16 protein-coding genes and 1 pseudogene are annotated in these 14,952 nt (G+C 40.7%); 5 read left to right on the top strand and 12 right to left on the bottom strand.

The features are described 5' to 3' along the window. Nucleotides 1-44: 44 nt before the first annotated feature. The 3 genes from OMU_RS07750 to OMU_RS07740 form a co-directional block, all read right to left on the bottom strand. Nucleotides 45-1,121 carry a zinc-ribbon domain-containing protein gene (locus tag OMU_RS07750; protein WP_016179391.1) on the bottom strand — a complete coding sequence of 359 codons (1,077 nt, stop codon included), beginning with the start codon at nucleotides 1,119-1,121 and terminating at the stop codon, nucleotides 45-47. Between the two features lie 169 nt (nucleotides 1,122-1,290). Then, a complete protein-coding gene (locus OMU_RS07745) occupies nucleotides 1,291-2,058 on the bottom strand; it encodes an SDR family NAD(P)-dependent oxidoreductase (RefSeq protein WP_016179390.1) in 768 nt (255 codons plus the stop codon). Nucleotides 2,059-2,161: 103 nt separating this feature from the next. Next, nucleotides 2,162-2,548 carry a carboxymuconolactone decarboxylase family protein gene (locus tag OMU_RS07740; protein ID WP_016179389.1) on the bottom strand — a complete coding sequence of 129 codons (387 nt, stop codon included), beginning with the start codon at nucleotides 2,546-2,548 and terminating at the stop codon, nucleotides 2,162-2,164. A gap of 97 nt (nucleotides 2,549-2,645) precedes the next feature. On the opposite strand from OMU_RS07740, the gene OMU_RS07735 reads away from it, so the two are divergent. The 5 genes from OMU_RS07735 (at nucleotide 2,646) to OMU_RS07715 (ending at nucleotide 7,216) form a co-directional block, all read left to right on the top strand. Then, nucleotides 2,646-3,014 (top strand): MerR family transcriptional regulator, encoded by a 369-nt coding sequence (locus tag OMU_RS07735; protein WP_016179388.1) that lies wholly within the window; start codon nucleotides 2,646-2,648, stop codon nucleotides 3,012-3,014. 507 nt (nucleotides 3,015-3,521) lie between these two features. Further along, the gene (gene fitA, locus OMU_RS07730) at nucleotides 3,522-4,469 is read left to right on the top strand and encodes an iron chelate ABC transporter permease FitA (RefSeq protein ID WP_016179387.1); all 948 of its coding nucleotides are present in this window, start codon (nucleotides 3,522-3,524) and stop codon (nucleotides 4,467-4,469) included. Then, on the top strand, nucleotides 4,466-5,434 hold the full coding sequence (locus OMU_RS07725) for an iron chelate uptake ABC transporter family permease subunit (protein WP_016179386.1): 969 nt from the start codon (nucleotides 4,466-4,468) through the stop codon (nucleotides 5,432-5,434). Before fitA ends, OMU_RS07725 begins: the two co-directional genes overlap by 4 nt. Next, nucleotides 5,431-6,189: an iron ABC transporter ATP-binding protein gene (locus tag OMU_RS07720; RefSeq protein ID WP_016179385.1), complete on the top strand. Its 759-nt coding sequence runs from the start codon at nucleotides 5,431-5,433 to the stop codon at nucleotides 6,187-6,189. The genes OMU_RS07725 and OMU_RS07720 overlap by 4 nt, the downstream gene beginning before the upstream one ends. 61 nt (nucleotides 6,190-6,250) lie before the next feature. Next, nucleotides 6,251-7,216, top strand: a complete 966-nt coding sequence (locus OMU_RS07715) for a siderophore ABC transporter substrate-binding protein (protein ID WP_016179384.1) — start codon at nucleotides 6,251-6,253, stop codon at nucleotides 7,214-7,216. Nucleotides 7,217-7,264: 48 nt separating this feature from the next. Here the strand turns inward: OMU_RS07715 and OMU_RS07710 are convergent, their stop codons facing one another. The 9 genes and pseudogenes from OMU_RS07710 to OMU_RS07670 all read right to left on the bottom strand — a co-directional run bounded on the left by OMU_RS07710 (nucleotide 7,265) and on the right by OMU_RS07670 (nucleotide 14,893). After that, a complete protein-coding gene (locus OMU_RS07710) occupies nucleotides 7,265-7,924 on the bottom strand; it encodes a Crp/Fnr family transcriptional regulator (protein WP_016179383.1) in 660 nt (219 codons plus the stop codon). Between the two features lie 34 nt (nucleotides 7,925-7,958). Then, nucleotides 7,959-8,495, bottom strand: coding sequence for a ferritin family protein (locus tag OMU_RS07705; RefSeq protein ID WP_016179382.1), 537 nt, complete (start codon nucleotides 8,493-8,495; stop codon nucleotides 7,959-7,961). Between the two features lies 1 nt (nucleotide 8,496). Beyond that, nucleotides 8,497-8,727 (bottom strand): heavy-metal-associated domain-containing protein, encoded by a 231-nt coding sequence (locus OMU_RS07700; RefSeq protein WP_016179381.1) that lies wholly within the window; start codon nucleotides 8,725-8,727, stop codon nucleotides 8,497-8,499. Between the two features lie 32 nt (nucleotides 8,728-8,759). Further along, complete coding sequence (locus OMU_RS07695) at nucleotides 8,760-10,670, bottom strand: heavy metal translocating P-type ATPase (protein WP_016179380.1); 1,911 nt, start codon at nucleotides 10,668-10,670, stop codon at nucleotides 8,760-8,762. 278 nt (nucleotides 10,671-10,948) lie between these two features. Continuing rightward, nucleotides 10,949-11,359, bottom strand: a complete 411-nt coding sequence (gene arr / locus OMU_RS07690) for an NAD(+)--rifampin ADP-ribosyltransferase (protein WP_016179379.1) — start codon at nucleotides 11,357-11,359, stop codon at nucleotides 10,949-10,951. Nucleotides 11,360-11,424: 65 nt separating this feature from the next. Beyond that, nucleotides 11,425-12,983, bottom strand: a pseudogene (locus tag OMU_RS24065) (WD40/YVTN/BNR-like repeat-containing protein). Between the two features lie 101 nt (nucleotides 12,984-13,084). Beyond that, nucleotides 13,085-13,975, bottom strand: a complete 891-nt coding sequence (locus tag OMU_RS07680; RefSeq protein ID WP_016179376.1) for a sulfite exporter TauE/SafE family protein — start codon at nucleotides 13,973-13,975, stop codon at nucleotides 13,085-13,087. 209 nt (nucleotides 13,976-14,184) lie between these two features. After that, entirely contained in the window at nucleotides 14,185-14,550 is a 366-nt protein-coding gene (locus tag OMU_RS07675; RefSeq protein ID WP_016179375.1) for a VOC family protein, read from the bottom strand. Next, nucleotides 14,543-14,893, bottom strand: coding sequence for an iron chaperone (locus OMU_RS07670; RefSeq protein ID WP_016179374.1), 351 nt, complete (start codon nucleotides 14,891-14,893; stop codon nucleotides 14,543-14,545). The genes OMU_RS07675 and OMU_RS07670 overlap by 8 nt, the downstream gene beginning before the upstream one ends. Nucleotides 14,894-14,952: the final 59 nt, after the last annotated feature.

The raw sequence follows: 14,952 nt of genomic DNA, 5'->3' as shown, positions 1-14,952 counted from the left end.
ACTATAAAGCATTCGATTTGATCAGTCCGCTTCATTAGGTTTAGTTAAAAATCTAGCTTGATTTCTGATTCAGGGCGATTCGCATGATACTCTTCCGCTAAATATTTACCAGCGGCAATTTGATAGGTCGCACTTTTCAATTGATCCTGGTTGTCTTTAACGCTTAATTGAATCGTCAACCCCTGATGCCAGACCATATCTTTGATCTCCGCCTGTCCATTTCTGATCGTAGCAACAGCTTGATCATTTACCAAAACGTTCGCACCATCTCTATTTGAGGTAACTTTGAAGGAAATCTTATGAAGACTGACAGTAACATGGCTATCTGTCTCAAAATCAGGATTCTGATAGCGAATCAGCCTTTGACTAGATACAGACTGCACATCATCTGATTTTCCTGCAACTCGATAACTTCCAGGTGTAAGAGGACCCCAAGTTATCTGATAATTGCCGCTTTTTGAAGTCGCTAATTTCTTATCATCAAGTGCTAACTGAATATCCGCCTGATCTGCCGTAACCGTCAAATAAACAGGCTGGATCACTAATTGATAGCGTGGGAATACCCCGAAGTACCTTCCTCTTTGGTGAAGTGAAAAATCTGCTAATTGTCCCGGATTATTTTTCAAATCGTACAAAAAATCAGCAAATTCACCTTTATGATTCTCCTCTTGATAATAGCTGATAAATTTTTTCAACTCCCCTGCAGTAACTCTATAATTAGGATCTTCTGACGTGACAACCTCCGAGATATTCTTTGGGTCTTGTGTTTTGAAGGTTTGGGCTAAGCGATCCAACTGCTGCGGATAGCTATAATAATAACAACCAAATAAAAGACCGCTTATAAGTAGCACAATTACTGCAAGTGTGCTGCAAAGAGCCATTTTTTGTTTTCTTGAAAGTTCTTTTCTCGATTTAACCATTGAGTTAGGGGACAATTTTAGCTGTTGTCCACAATTAGAGCAAAAGACTGCCTTCGCTTGGATCGCTTCTCCACAATTGGAACAAAAGTGAAAATCCTGGATTTTGCTTTCAGCTATCTCTATCGTAAAAGGCTGACCACACTCTTCACAAAAACGCGCATCGGTCAAATTCTCATGATCGCAATTAGGGCAATTCTTCATGTATATCCTCCCTGTTCCTTGATTTTTCTTCTTTAATCAATCGCTCAATTGTTTATGTACCTGCTCATTGTAGCAAAAATAGGAACGAAAGAGACTCGATCTTGTTAAAATGCTGTGATGAGCGACAAAAAAGCACCCTCTCTTTTGAGAAAGTGCTCCGTTAATTGATTTAAACGATGGATGTTCCCCCATCAACAATGATGAACTGTCCATTTGTATAGCTAGACGCTTCACTTGAGAAATAAAGAATTGTTCCATTCAATTCTCCACGTCTTCCCGGGCGACTCATCGGATTCATCGTGTTGTACATAGTCAAGAAATCATCCGACTTGAATAAGGTATCCTCAGTCATTTCTGATTCGAACAGCCCAGGACCTACTGCATTAGTGGTAATATTATGTTTTCCGTAACTGGCAGCCATTCCTTTGGTTAGTCCAACGACTGCTGCTTTACTGGCATTGTATGAGTGGCGAATGAAAATATCGGCTTTGTCCGCCATCACTGCGTTGATTGACGCTACGTTAACAATCTTGCCGTATTTATTTTCAATCATGTGCTGAACAACATATTTACTAACTAAAAAGATTCCTTTGACATTCACGTCCATTGATTTATCGAAGGCCTCTACGGTTAAGGAATCTACACCGCCATGCACCGCGATCCCTGCATTATTCAGCAAAATATCTAGATGGCCAAAATGATCGTAGGCTTGTTGAATACCCGCTTTAACATTTTCTTCATCTGTCACATCCATTTTGATCGCCAAAACATCGCGACCCATCTTCTTAATCTCTTCCGCCAATTCCTCTAAACGTTCCAAACGTCTAGCTAATAAAACCACATCTGCTCCAGCTTCGGCATACGCAATTGCCGCATCGCGACCTAATCCACTGCTGGCACCAGTTACCACAGCTACTTTTCCACTCAAATCAAACATAACCTATTCCTCCTTTTTTGGTAACGCATTCACTGTTGCTATTCTAACGGTACCTAAGTTGATAGGGAAATGTCAATAGCTTGTGAAAAATTGATGATCACAATCACGCTGATGCGTGATTTCTAGATTCAAAAACCTCCTTGGCGCTTGTGATTGCATTGAGTACCCGCGGAAAACCTACATAGGGAATGCAATGGGTAAAAATCTCGATAATCTCTTCTTCTGTAATACCAACATTCAGCGATCCATTGATGTGCACCATTAGTTGATTTTTAGTATCTCCTTGGGTTAATAAACTTGTAATCGTGACAATCTCCCGTTCACGAAAGGATAAGGTATCACTATTATAGATATCTCCAAAAGCAAATTCTAAAATATAGCGTCCGACATTTGGTGCAATCGTTTCGAGGCTCTCAATCACTCGTTCTCCAGCTTCTCCATCAATCTCCTGCAAATTTTTAATTCCTTGTTCCAATCTTTTATCAATCATAGCAGTTCCTGCCTCCTTTATGATAAAGTACAATAAACTATCAAGTAGGCTTTACAGCAAGTATTTTTTTTAATCACTAGGAAAAAGGAGAAATTTGATGTACAAAATTAGTGAGGTTGCCAAAATAACTGGCTTTAGCGTTCCTACTCTGCGTTATTATGAAGAGCTAGGAATCAGTGCTCCTGCTAAGAATAAAATCGGCTATCGCGAGTATAGCGAAGCCGACATTGAATGGTTACGTTTCATTTATCGATTAAAGCAAACTGGTATGGCACTGGAAACAATCCAACAATATTCAGAGCTACGTAGGCAAGGAGATCAGACGATTGAAGAGCGTCTAAAGCTTTTAGCGACTCAAAGAAATCGCCTATTATCTGAAAGAAGAAAAATCGACGAACACCTAAACTTTTTAGAAATGAAGCAAGCGACGTATAAACAAATGCTTACTGACAGAGACCAGCAATAAATCGGAACCTATAGTTCCTGAACAACTAGAAGAACCTCAGTCTAATACTTTCCGTATTTTACGAAACAATCATTTCTGTTTACGCCCCTCCTTCTTTACTCAGCATATAATGATAAAAAGAGTGCTAGTACATGGAATTCAGGTCATCTAGATGATTTGATTCATAGTCGTGCAATTGAAGGCTGGGAACTCGTAACCCATTCGTATATGCCAATTCTTACTACAACCAAGAGGGCGATTCTTGTCATGAAAAAAATAGAACCTTTTACTTAAAAGATTGGGAAAAACTTCCCAGTCTTTTTTTCAGTAAATTTTGTCTTCAAACGATCACACATAACCCATGCTGTGTTTCGAAATATACGCCCTTTAGTAATAAGCAAAAGATAAATATAAGTAATTTTTATCAAGAAGATCATTAAAAATCACTTGCATTTGTTTGGTTTTTCACCTAAACTTTATAACCAGAGAGAATGAGAATCATTATCAACTATATAAGGAGATGAGTTATTGAGAAAAATAGGGATTCTTTTGGTTTTATTTTTGTTAAGCGCTCTCTCTATTTTTATCGGAGTAAAAGATTTGGTGCTGCAGGCTTTATTTCAAGGAGATTCACAACAGTGGCTGATTCTTGCCACTACACGTGTACCGCGTACCGTCAGCTTGATTTTAGCAGGCGCAACGATGAGTATCTGCGGTCTGATTATGCAGCAGCTCACACAAAATAAATTCGTTTCACCAACAACTGCTGGCACGATGGATAGTGCCCGTTTAGGAATTTTATTGGTCATGCTCTTTTTGCCTAATGCCTCTACGACTGTTCGGACTTTGGCCGCATTTATTTTTGCCTTTCTTGGTACGATGGTTTTTCTGGGATTAAGTCGGTTGCTCCCAACAAAGGAGCCGATTTTTTTACCCTTATTAGGAGTAATGTTCGGTAATATTGTCGGATCAGTCGCTACCTTTTTTGCTTATCAGTTTCAGCTGATTCAAAACATGTCTTCGTGGTTGCAGGGGAATTTTTCACTAGTGGCTAAAGGCAGCTATGAATTGCTTTATCTAACGATTCCACTGTTTTTGGTTATCTACTTATTTGCCTATTATTTCACAATTGTTGGCTTAGGCGAAGATGTGGCCATTAATTTAGGCGTGAATTATCGCTTGATCCAAACGCTTGGGATTGGTCTCGTTGCAGCAGCCAGCGGACTGGTTTTAATCATGGTGGGGACCGTTCCTTTTTTAGGTGTGATCGTGCCGAATATCGTTTCGCTTATTTATGGAGATCATGTAAAGCAGAATCTATGGATTACCGCAGTGAGCGGCAGTCTATTTTTAATGGTCTGTGACATTCTCTCCCGCATCGTCATCGCACCATATGAGATACCAGTCAGCTTGACGGTCGGTATTTTAGGCAGCTTAATCTTTATTTACTTATTGGTTGGGAGGAAACGTGCATGAAATTTTCTCTGCCAAAAAAAGAATTGCTTTTAGCTGGACTCACTGTCCTTGCCCTACTCTTATGCGGACTTTACTTAACCTATAATACCTATGGCAATTTTCAATTTGCTTGGATGCTGCGAGGGAAAAAGGTAGCGGCCTTTTTACTTGTTGCATTAGCGACTGGAATAGCAACTGTCAGTTTTCAAACACTGACTCAAAACCAGTTTTTGACGCCGAATATTCTAGGTTTGGATTCCTTATATGTATTGATCCAGACACTATTGTTCTTTTTCGTGGGTGGTGTCAACATGCTCTCACAAGAACAAACCTCTACTTTCTTAATCAGCATTTTTTTGATGGCTTTATTGAGTTTGCTCTTAGCTAACGTCCTGCTAAAACAGCAGCAAAATAATCTATTTATCCTGTTGATGTTAGGAATGATCCTCGGTACCTTATTCAGCAGCACGAGTAATTTTCTGCAGGTCATCATGGACCCAAATGAATATGATTTGTTGCAGGGACGACTATTTGCCAGCTTCAGCAATATCAATACGACACATTTAGGGTTGGCCGCCGGAATTATCCTGTTGGGCTCTTTGGTTTTATTGGCTGCTAATCGCTATTTAGATGTCCTGCATTTAGGAGACGATCAAGCAACGAATCTCGGGATTCCACTAAAAAAGTTTCAGATTTTGATTTTATTTCTAGTCAGTCTCTTAACTGGAACAGCGACTGCTTTAGTCGGACCAATCACTTTTTTAGGATTTATTGTCGCGAATATTAGTTATCAGCTGATGCCGACTTACCGTCATAGTTATTTGTTTCCTACCGCGGTTTTACTAGGAATCATCTTTTTAGTCGGTAGTCAATTTTTAGTCGAACAAGTTTTCCAATTAAAAACAACTGTCAGTGTCGTCACACAATTCGTCGGCGGCTTGTACTTTATCGGCAAAATCATTTATGAGAGGAGACGACAACGATGATTGATCTTAAAGAAGTGTCAAAGAATTACGGTGAAAAAAAGGTAGTCACCGAGGTATGCTTGCCAATCGAAGAAGAAAAACTGACGGCCTTTATCGGCCCAAACGGCGCTGGTAAGAGTACCTTACTGTCGATGATCAGTCGGTTGATCTCTATCGATGCCGGACAAATTTATCTCGATCACAATGAGGTCAAAGCTTGGCGCTCCAATGAATTGTCGAAAAAATTATCAATCCTAAAACAAAGCAACGGCGTGAATCTGCGCATCACTGTTCGTGAACTCGTTAGCTTTGGCCGCTTCCCCTATTCAAAAGGCCGACTAACTAGCGAAGATAAAGAATTGATCGACTATGCCTTAGAAAAACTCGGTTTAGTCGAAATGGCAGAAGATAGAATTGATACGTTATCTGGAGGTCAGCTGCAACGTGCCTATATTGCCATGATCTTAGCACAGGATACCGAATATATTCTTCTGGACGAACCTTTGAATAATCTCGACATGAACCACTCCGTCCAGCTAATGAAGACGCTGCGACGCTTGGTAGAAGAAGAACACAAAACAATCTTGCTAGTCATTCACGATATTAACTTCGCGGCGACTTATGCTGATGAGATCGTTGCCATGAAGAATGGCGGAATTTTTGCTCATGGATCAATGGAAGAAATAATCCAACCGCAAATATTGAACGCATTATACGAAATGGATATAAAAATCTGTGAACTGGACGGCAAACGCTTTTGTATGTATTTCAATTAAACATGGTATTTAGCCTCATTTAACAGTGAGGAATTTAATAATAAATTAGGAGGAAACAGAAATGAAAAAATATATTGTTGGCTTATCGATGGTGTTGCTTAGTTTAGGATTGGTCGGCTGCGGTTCGACAAATAATGAAGGAAGCAGCGATTCGACGGGGAAAGCAGCGACAAGCAGCACAGCCAAAGAAGAGACGCTTGAAGTGAATGACTCCAACGGAAAAGTAACTGTACCAAAGAATCCTAAAAAGGTGGTCGTTTTCGATAACGGGTCTTTAGATACCTTGGATGCACTAGGAGTAGGTGATAAAGTCGTGGGTGCGGCAACGGATAATTTGCCTGCTTACTTAGATGACTATAAGAAGGTCGATTCAGCTGGCGGGATTAAGGAACCAGATTTAGAAAAAATCAATCAAATGAAACCCGATTTGATCATTATCTCTGGCCGACAAAGCGACTTTTTAGAACAATTAAAAGAAATCGCTCCAACCATGTATCTAGCGGTGGACACTTCCGATACCTGGAATTCTATCAAACAAAATGTTGAAACCTTAGGAAAAATCTTTGGCAAGGAAAAAGCTGCCGAAAAACAATTAGCAGCGCTTGAAACCAGCATCAAAGAAACCAAAGAAAAAGCTGTTGAAAGTAAAGACAAAGCATTGACTGTGCTTGTTAACGAAGGTCAATTGTCTACCTATGGGAAAGATTCACGCTTTGGAATTGTTTACGATACCTTCGGCTTTGCAGAAGCAGATGATGCCATCAAAGCCTCTACACATGGTCAAAGCGTTTCATATGAATATGTCCTAGATAAAAATCCAGATGTATTGTTTGTCGTTGATCGGACGAAAGCAATCGGTGGCGATGACAGTAATAATAATGTCGCTGACAATGAATTAGTCGCTCAAACAACTGCCGGCAAAGACAAAAAAGTCATTTCATTACAGCCGGATGTTTGGTACCTAAGCGGTGGCGGATTGGAATCCGTAAAAATGATGCTTGAAGACGTCAGCCAAGCATTTGAATAATCAGGAAAAGAGGAGGGTGTGGCAAAAGTACTTGTCACACCCTCCTCTTTATAGATCTTCCAATCCATCCTTATCTAATAAAACAATTTGCCGCCTCTCCCGGCTAATCAGCTTCAGCTTTTCTAATCGTTTAAATTTTCTAGACAGTGTTTCTGGTGTCGTTCCTAAGAACAAAGCCAACTCCTTCATTTTCATTGGTAAAATGAAGGTATTCGCTTCAGCAACCTTTGCCAAATCCAGCAGATAAGTCGCTAAACGTTCTTCTACTTTTTCCATCATCAAAAACTGCGTCTGCTGCTCAGTCTTGACCATTTTTGCCGCATTAATCTCCAATAGCTTCAGACTTAATTGCGGATAGTCTAGTAACAATTTAGAAAAATCCTGTTTCTTCAGAATACAAACTTCCGTAGGCTCCAATGCTTCACCAAACAATACCTCATTCCGCACACCAAACAATTGATTTTCACCTTCGTAATCACCAGGCGCTACCACACGCAGAAGTTGCTCCTTGCCATTTGACGAAAGCTGATACACTTTTATATTTCCACGAGCCACAATGACCAGTTGTTCTTCTCCGTCTGGTGTAAAGACCTGTTCCCCTTTATCAACAATCCGATGCTTGATTAACGCGTGAATCTTTTTTTGATCCGCAAGCTCAAGATGGTTAAATAATGGAACTAAAGAAACACATAGATGTTCTTGATGCATGGAGACCCTCCTTAGTTTGTATGATGATCCTCAGCTATTCGTCATCATCCTCTTCAAATTCCTCGTGCACATCATTTCCTAAATAGCGCTGCCAAAGCAATACTTGGTGTTTGATCCATGTATAAAGCTTTTTCAGGTATTCAGCTAAGCCGAACTTTTCTTCCTTTTCTGCTAATGCAATTCCACGAGTGATAAATAAATTCTGAGTAGATAGATCAGTGACGAGCTCATTAAGAATATAATCAGCCGCTTCATATTTCAGCTGACCGCTTTCTTTGATCATCGCATAGCTCGTAAATTCCTCTAGTGTTGTAGGAATGAGCTCCCCTTCATCTAATACCAAGCGACTCAATTCGTCAAACAACTGATCCTCTTCGACAATCATCGTTTTTAATCTAGGTTCGGCAAAACCTCGCACGCTGCCTTTTAAATAATACTCCGCTTGGCGTAATTTCACACGATGGATAAATAAATTGGCTAAAATATGGCTGATCATCGCAGCAGCTGTCGGTGTGTGATGATCAGCTTCGCTTTTTATTCGTTCTGCTTGATACGTTTCCTCTGCGTTCATTTTATGCCAACTCCTTTACTTTCATTGCTTCTACTTCGTATCCTAAATCTTCAATAACCTTTTTTAAAGCATCTGGGCTCGTCTCATCTGAACGAAGATCCACTTTGACTTTACTAGCGTTAAATAGAATTTTTACCTTATCAACACCCTCTTGCTGACCCACCGCGTTCTCAATTTTTTGCATACATGATGGACACGTTAAGGTGCCTAATTGAATAATGACTCTTTTCATGGTTGTTTTCCCCCTCATTTCTCTTGATACTCCTATTCTACTGAGTCCTGTTCCATAATAAATTGATTTCTATCAAGTTTTGAATTTTTTGTGTGATAAGAAAGCAAACGCATCCCATTAATGACCACCACTAGGATACTTAATTCATGGAAGAACATTCCACTAGCCATATAGACATAACCAAAAATCAAACCAATCAGTAAAAATAGAACAGTCCCAATCGCAATCGCAATATTCTCCTTCATGTTCACCACTGTTTTTTTCGTTAGACGATACGCATGGACCAGCTTTTCTAGTTTTGACTGAATCAATACAATATCTGAGGTTTCCACCGCCACGTCTGTTCCGCCGCCCATAGCAATGCCGATATCAGCTAGTGCAATCGAAGGACTGTCATTGATCCCATCTCCAACAAAGGCAACAATCTCCCCAGCTTCCTGTAATTGATGGATAAAGGCTGACTTTTCTTCAGGCAGCAGTTCACCATAAATTTCAGATAAGCCTAATTCTTTCCCAACGATTTCAGATGTTGTTTGATTATCACCGGATAACATGATCAAGCGCTTAATGCCATTTTTCTTTAGCTTATCGAGCGTCTCCGCTGCTTCTGGACGAAGTTGATCTTTGATTCCAATCACCTGCACCACTTGATTTTCTGCTGCTACGAAGACGATTGAATGACCTTGCAGCTGTAATTGCTCGACATCAGACTTCACGACAGCCGGAAGTGAAATACTCTGCTCCTGCATCAGTGCTTTGTTGCCAATTGTTAATTGAACCCCGTCAGCTGTTGCGATCATTCCCTTGCCCTTTTCAACCACTGTATCCGTCACTTTGATCTCTGCTGTTTTTGCCTTATCCTCTACATAATCAACAATCGCCCGTCCTAGCGGATGATCAGATTCACTTTCGATGGCTGCTGCTAAAAGTAAATAGTCACGCGCTTGATTTCCATAAGCTTTTGCGAACGCTACACTAGGTTTTCCGTTAGTCAACGTCCCCGTCTTATCAAAAACCATCGTATTCACACGGCTAAAGGTATTCATTACTTCGCTACCCTTAATCAAGATGCCGTTCTTCGCACCATTTCCGATTCCCGCAACATTCGACACAGGCACCCCGATAATCAGCGCCCCCGGACATCCAAGTACCAGAATCGTGATTGCTAAGCGAACATCTCGTGTCATTATCCCAACAAGCGCGGCTAAAACTAAAATAAGCGGAGTGTAATACTTGGCAAAGCGATCAATAAAACGTTCTGCCAATGACTTGCTGTCTTGCGCCTCTTCCACTAACTCGATAATTTTTCCAAAAGTTGTTTCTTCACCAACTCGTTGCGCTTCGACTTTTAGCGTGCCATTTTCCAAGAACGTTCCAGCAAATACCTGATCGTTCTTTTCCTTAAATACCGGATTTGATTCGCCGGTAACATTTGCTTCATTAAGATAGCCGGTCCCTTCGATCACATACCCGTCCACAGGAACCTGTGCTCCTGTTTTAACTAATAAACGATCACCAATTGTGACTTCATCAATGTCGATTTCTTCTGCGGCATTTCCTATCAGTCTCCAAGCCGTTGCAGGTGCCAGCTTTACTAGTTTTTGTATTGCTGAGCGGGTACGCTCCAATGTTTTTTGCTCAAGTAAATGGCCTAGTAAAAACAGGAAGGTCACGATCGCTGATTCATTGTATTCGCCAATAATGAACGCACCAACCACCGCAATGGTGACTAACAAATCAATACTGATGACCTTCACCTTCGCTGCTTGATATGCTTGAATCGCAATTGGTGCCGCACCAAAAATCGATGCCAGTGCCATCCCACTATCGTAGACTGTCATTTGATGGAATAGGACTTTGGCGGCAATCGCTACGACAATAAAGAAGCCGCTGACGAAGGTGATGGCTTTTTTGTGTGCGATTATTTCCTTCTGATACATCATTTTTCTCACTCCTCTTCTTTTCACTATTAGTTTACAAAGATCCTAAGGAGAAATAATTGACAGCTATCAAGAAAACAAAAAAATCGACCGCAATAACCTACGATCGATCCTGTAAAATTAAATTAAGCTAATATACAACGGAACCATTTCTTCCAAAGCTTGGGTTGTCGTTTCATCGATATTTGGGATAACGGTTGTTTTAAAGTACAATTTATCCAGTTGGAAGCTGCGCTCTGGCTGCGTATTGTCAGATAAAAACACTGACAATGGCAAGTCGATTATTCATTAATGGCCTCGATACCCTGCTGCTTCATTTTTTCGACATGAGCCAACATTGTTTGCAGCTGCTCCTCTGAGTGCCCAGTCCATTCTCTTACCTCACCAACAACCTTTATAGGCTGACGCGTGCGATACGAGCGAGTGGGATTTCCGGGAAATTTTTTATTCGTAACATTAGGATCGTCCTCAAAAACTCCCGTCGGTTCCACTTGATAAATCCGTTGTGGGGAATCTCCTAACGCCAGTTCAGCACCCCAGATTGCCGCATCCATTGTCGCCGAAAAATAAACAAAATTCGCTTTAGCTTGTTTGCCATAGTTTGATTTTTTTCCAGCCTCTAGTAAGTCTCCAACTTGTAAATCAGCTTTTGTTCCATGATAAAACGGGCCTTTATCCAATCTAGCTTCCATCGAATCACTCCATCATCTTTTTTCTGTAACCGAGCAGTATAGCAAGAAAAGGCTAGAGTGTAAACTTATTCAGTCGGCTTTACTTCCGATAGCTGTTCGGCAAATTGCCACGTCTCGCCATTATCAGAAGAACGATACAGGCAAGCAAACATTTTCCCCTGATCAATCCCCGCCATTTTCAATAAATAGAATTTCGTTTCTAGTTGATTGGTACTGACCTGTGTCACCTCGTTGGGCGTTTGGAAAAGATCCAATCCACCGGTCTGATAATCCGCGGGAATTGTCACGACCGCTTCTTTGAAGGAACTGCCGCTATTATTAGTGTAGTATAGGTTCTCCCGAGTAGAAACGAAGCCCAGTGTCGGATTGACAAAGCTAACATTTTGAACCGGCTGATTAATGGTTGTCCCATTGCTTCTAGACCACGTTTTACCAAAATCATTCGTTTGGAAGATTTCTAATCCTTCCGAAGATACCTCTGGTGAAGCATTAGAATAAACCAGTACACCGCTGCCATCAGCGAAAAACTGCGCCTTGCGATAACGAATCCTCTGAGCATTCTCTGAGACGAGGGATTTTTGCCATGTCTTCCCTTGATCGTGGGAAAATAAGAAAGACAACTCTTTTTCGTTATCCGAATAAATAAACCAAGAAAAATCTGGCGCAATATTATAGGTTTTATCCATCCAATAGCCCAGCGGAATCTCGCCGCTAGTTAACAAATAGCTGCCAGAGCGCATCCATTCTGGTTTCAATGGTACAAATATGACCAAGTACTTCCGCTATCGGTCGTCATATATAGCTCATGGGTTTCATTATTCAAATCCAATTGATTGGCCTGATTCGTCCGTTTTTCTGGTGCCGTTCCCTGCTGGACTATCAAATCATCGCTCGAAAGTGGTGCAGCTTCGCTTGATGCTATGGACTTCGCTGGTTCTGAATGACCACCATAAAGATTTTGATGACGATTCAGTCCATCATACGTAAATACCCCGGCTGCTCCTAGAAAAAGCAGGCTGATCATCAGAAGCACCCATTTCTGATTTACTTCCTGTGCTTTTGGAAAGGTCATTGGTAATCGCTCGGGGTCTTCATTGACCACAAATAATTGAACGGTAGAAAAGCCCCAAAACTCTTGATAATTGCCTAAATAGATCGTCGCGCCGTCGAAGGTCGTCGTTAATTCAATACATTCTATTTTTAATAGACGAATCACGGGCTTTCGCTTTTCTTCCGCTAAATAATAGGCCTCCTGATCTTGATAGACGACCGGGTATTTCGCAGCTTTTTTCACCTGTCGTTCCAAAAATCGTTGGAACGAACGGCGCAGCTCGATTCCTTGAATCACGTTTACAATGAAAAAGAGCACCACTGCGAGCACACTAAGCAGTCCCAGCACGAGAGAAAAATGATAAAATCCCCGTAACCAATAGCCGCTGTCGATCGAGCGTACACGCATTTCTAACTGCTGATAGACAAAACTGCCGATTCCAAAAAAGAGCACACTTGCGATTATTAAAAATAAAAAGGCAGACACCAGATTTTTTTGGCGATTCTTTCTTGCTCGCTTGTATATCGGCTCCGCCGCAGAAAGCAATTCAATAATCAATAACTCCTGATCCATAATGTCTCCTATCAGTAATTTCTTTCATTTATTATCCGTCAAAAATCAATGCATGAATAGCTTCTTTCACTGAATTTAAAAAAAGCCCTAGAGATTTCTCTCTAAGACTTCTTCAAACTACCTGTAACCACCTGCATTCCCTTACGGATGTAAGTAAAGCCTGAATAAAGAACTACCGCAATCACAACCCAAGTCAATACGTTCATATTTAAACCAGTGACAAAACGCGTCGCGATAATCACTCCAATGATTCCGCCGATCGTAATTCCAAGGCTGACCTTACGAGAATAATCACCTGATTTAATAAAGTTTGTTCCTGCAACCGGCATCAATCCGGCACAAGAAGCCATCATGATAGGAAAAGCGACTAATGGACTCAAGCCTAGCATGTATACCATTGCCATACATGGTGCGTATAGACCTACACCGATCGTCATTAATGCGCCTAAAATAAAGTTTCCGACAATACCGACAATCAATTTTATCCCCGTCAAGCTGGTCAAATGATTGCCTGTTCCTAATAAATCAAGTAGGCCTAATTGCTTCAACGCCATCAAGGCCGCAGTGATAATCAACGCGATCCCCATATAAAACTGCACTTTTTTCTCAGGCAGCTTGCTGACGGTTTTTGAACCAACATACGAACCTATGATTGCTGCGAGAACTAATGAAAATAAGGTTAGCGGTGCTACTTTGACAACTGTAATAAAAATAAATGCTTCAATAATAACTGGAACTGTGTGAGAAACGTTCAATGTTCCCGGCAATTGACGGTCATTGTCTAATTGCTTCGTCGTTTCCAGCAGCATCGTCGTTGGCGCGAAGCTTCCGATTCCCAGCGTATCCATCGCGTCAGTAATAAAACCAATCACACCAGAAACCAAGAAGTTCCCACCGCCCCAGTTTCCACGTTCAGCAATCAAATCGCGAACAAAATAAAAAAGATAATAAACCAATAGGACGCCTAACAGTCCCAACAAAATTTGTACCATAATACTCTCCTTTAAATAAAATAATCAATGAAAGCTCTTTTTCCTCTTAAGATAATACAACAATTCACAAGAATTTTGACTTAAATCAAGTAATAGTTTGATGATATTCGTCAAATAAAGCAGCTAGGTTTCAATGAGTTTTAATAACGGATTGCTATTTCATAGCTGCATTATGCTTTCAAAAAAAATAACCCTCAATTACTTGAAGGTCATTCACTCAACACAAAATAATTATTTTCAGGATCGGCGAAATTGAATAGACGCTTTCCGCCTTGCTCCATCATAGGATTTATATTCGGACTAAGTCTTTTCAGTCGCTCATGATAGCTGTCTAAATCAGTTACCTTTAATAGCAGCGAAGGAAAGTTATCAACTACCTCCGGTGACACCTCTTCAATAAAGTGGCGATCAAATAGAACCAGCTGGACCGCTTCAAATAATTCTACCGTCACCTGTAAAGAGTCATCCGGCATGGTTTGCTGCGAAGCAATTTTCCCGTCTAATCCTTCCTGCCAAAAAGCTGCGGCTCCCGCGACATCATCGACATATAGCATAATCTCTATTCCCTTAAGCATTTTTCTCCACCACTTCCTTTAGACGAAAACGGACCATCTTTGTAATCAATTCTATCGGCAACTCTTTCGTATATGGAATTTGTAAAGCACCTTTTGATGTTTTATAATCCTTCAGTTGTTTCTCAAATGCCGACATCGCACTTGGTGTCGGATAAAAACCTAGGTGTTTTTTCATCGCGCCAAAGTGAACCAAATTTTCCGTTAAATAGAAGGTTGGCATACCATAAGAGAGTTTTTCAGTGGTTTCGACTGGGAGCATTTCTTTAATAAGTTGATAGATTTCCTTAAGCATTGGTTGTTGGTCCTTTTCAGCATCATTGATGTATTCTTCAATCGGTGACATCACTTCACGCCCTTTTTCTTTTTAGTCTAGCGGAAATCATTGAAAAGGTATACAAACTT

It is taken from the genome of Enterococcus avium ATCC 14025 (genome assembly GCF_000406965.1).
GTDB classification, from domain to species: domain Bacteria; phylum Bacillota; class Bacilli; order Lactobacillales; family Enterococcaceae; genus Enterococcus_A; species Enterococcus_A avium.
Note: the sequence above shows the minus strand (reverse complement) of the source record. Positions and strands in the feature narration are given on the sequence as shown.

Excerpts from the sequence above, each read along its gene's own strand:
- OMU_RS07750 (WP_016179391.1), bottom strand. The coding sequence starts at position 1,121 with ATGAAGAATTGCCCTAATTGCGATCATGAGAATTTGACCGATGCGCGT.
- OMU_RS07745 (WP_016179390.1), bottom strand. The coding sequence starts at position 2,058 with ATGTTTGATTTGAGTGGAAAAGTAGCTGTGGTAACTGGTGCCAGCAGT.
- OMU_RS07740 (WP_016179389.1), bottom strand. The coding sequence starts at position 2,548 with ATGATTGATAAAAGATTGGAACAAGGAATTAAAAATTTGCAGGAGATT.
- OMU_RS07735 (WP_016179388.1), top strand. The coding sequence starts at position 2,646 with ATGTACAAAATTAGTGAGGTTGCCAAAATAACTGGCTTTAGCGTTCCT.
- OMU_RS07725 (WP_016179386.1), top strand. The coding sequence starts at position 4,466 with ATGAAATTTTCTCTGCCAAAAAAAGAATTGCTTTTAGCTGGACTCACT.
- OMU_RS07720 (WP_016179385.1), top strand. The coding sequence starts at position 5,431 with ATGATTGATCTTAAAGAAGTGTCAAAGAATTACGGTGAAAAAAAGGTA.
- OMU_RS07715 (WP_016179384.1), top strand. The coding sequence starts at position 6,251 with ATGAAAAAATATATTGTTGGCTTATCGATGGTGTTGCTTAGTTTAGGA.
- OMU_RS07710 (WP_016179383.1), bottom strand. The coding sequence starts at position 7,924 with ATGCATCAAGAACATCTATGTGTTTCTTTAGTTCCATTATTTAACCAT.
- OMU_RS07705 (WP_016179382.1), bottom strand. The coding sequence starts at position 8,495 with ATGAACGCAGAGGAAACGTATCAAGCAGAACGAATAAAAAGCGAAGCT.
- OMU_RS07700 (WP_016179381.1), bottom strand. The coding sequence starts at position 8,727 with ATGAAAAGAGTCATTATTCAATTAGGCACCTTAACGTGTCCATCATGT.
- OMU_RS07695 (WP_016179380.1), bottom strand. The coding sequence starts at position 10,670 with ATGATGTATCAGAAGGAAATAATCGCACACAAAAAAGCCATCACCTTC.
- arr (WP_016179379.1), bottom strand. The coding sequence starts at position 11,359 with ATGGAAGCTAGATTGGATAAAGGCCCGTTTTATCATGGAACAAAAGCT.
- OMU_RS07680 (WP_016179376.1), bottom strand. The coding sequence starts at position 13,975 with ATGGTACAAATTTTGTTGGGACTGTTAGGCGTCCTATTGGTTTATTAT.
- OMU_RS07675 (WP_016179375.1), bottom strand. The coding sequence starts at position 14,550 with ATGCTTAAGGGAATAGAGATTATGCTATATGTCGATGATGTCGCGGGA.
- OMU_RS07670 (WP_016179374.1), bottom strand. The coding sequence starts at position 14,893 with ATGTCACCGATTGAAGAATACATCAATGATGCTGAAAAGGACCAACAA.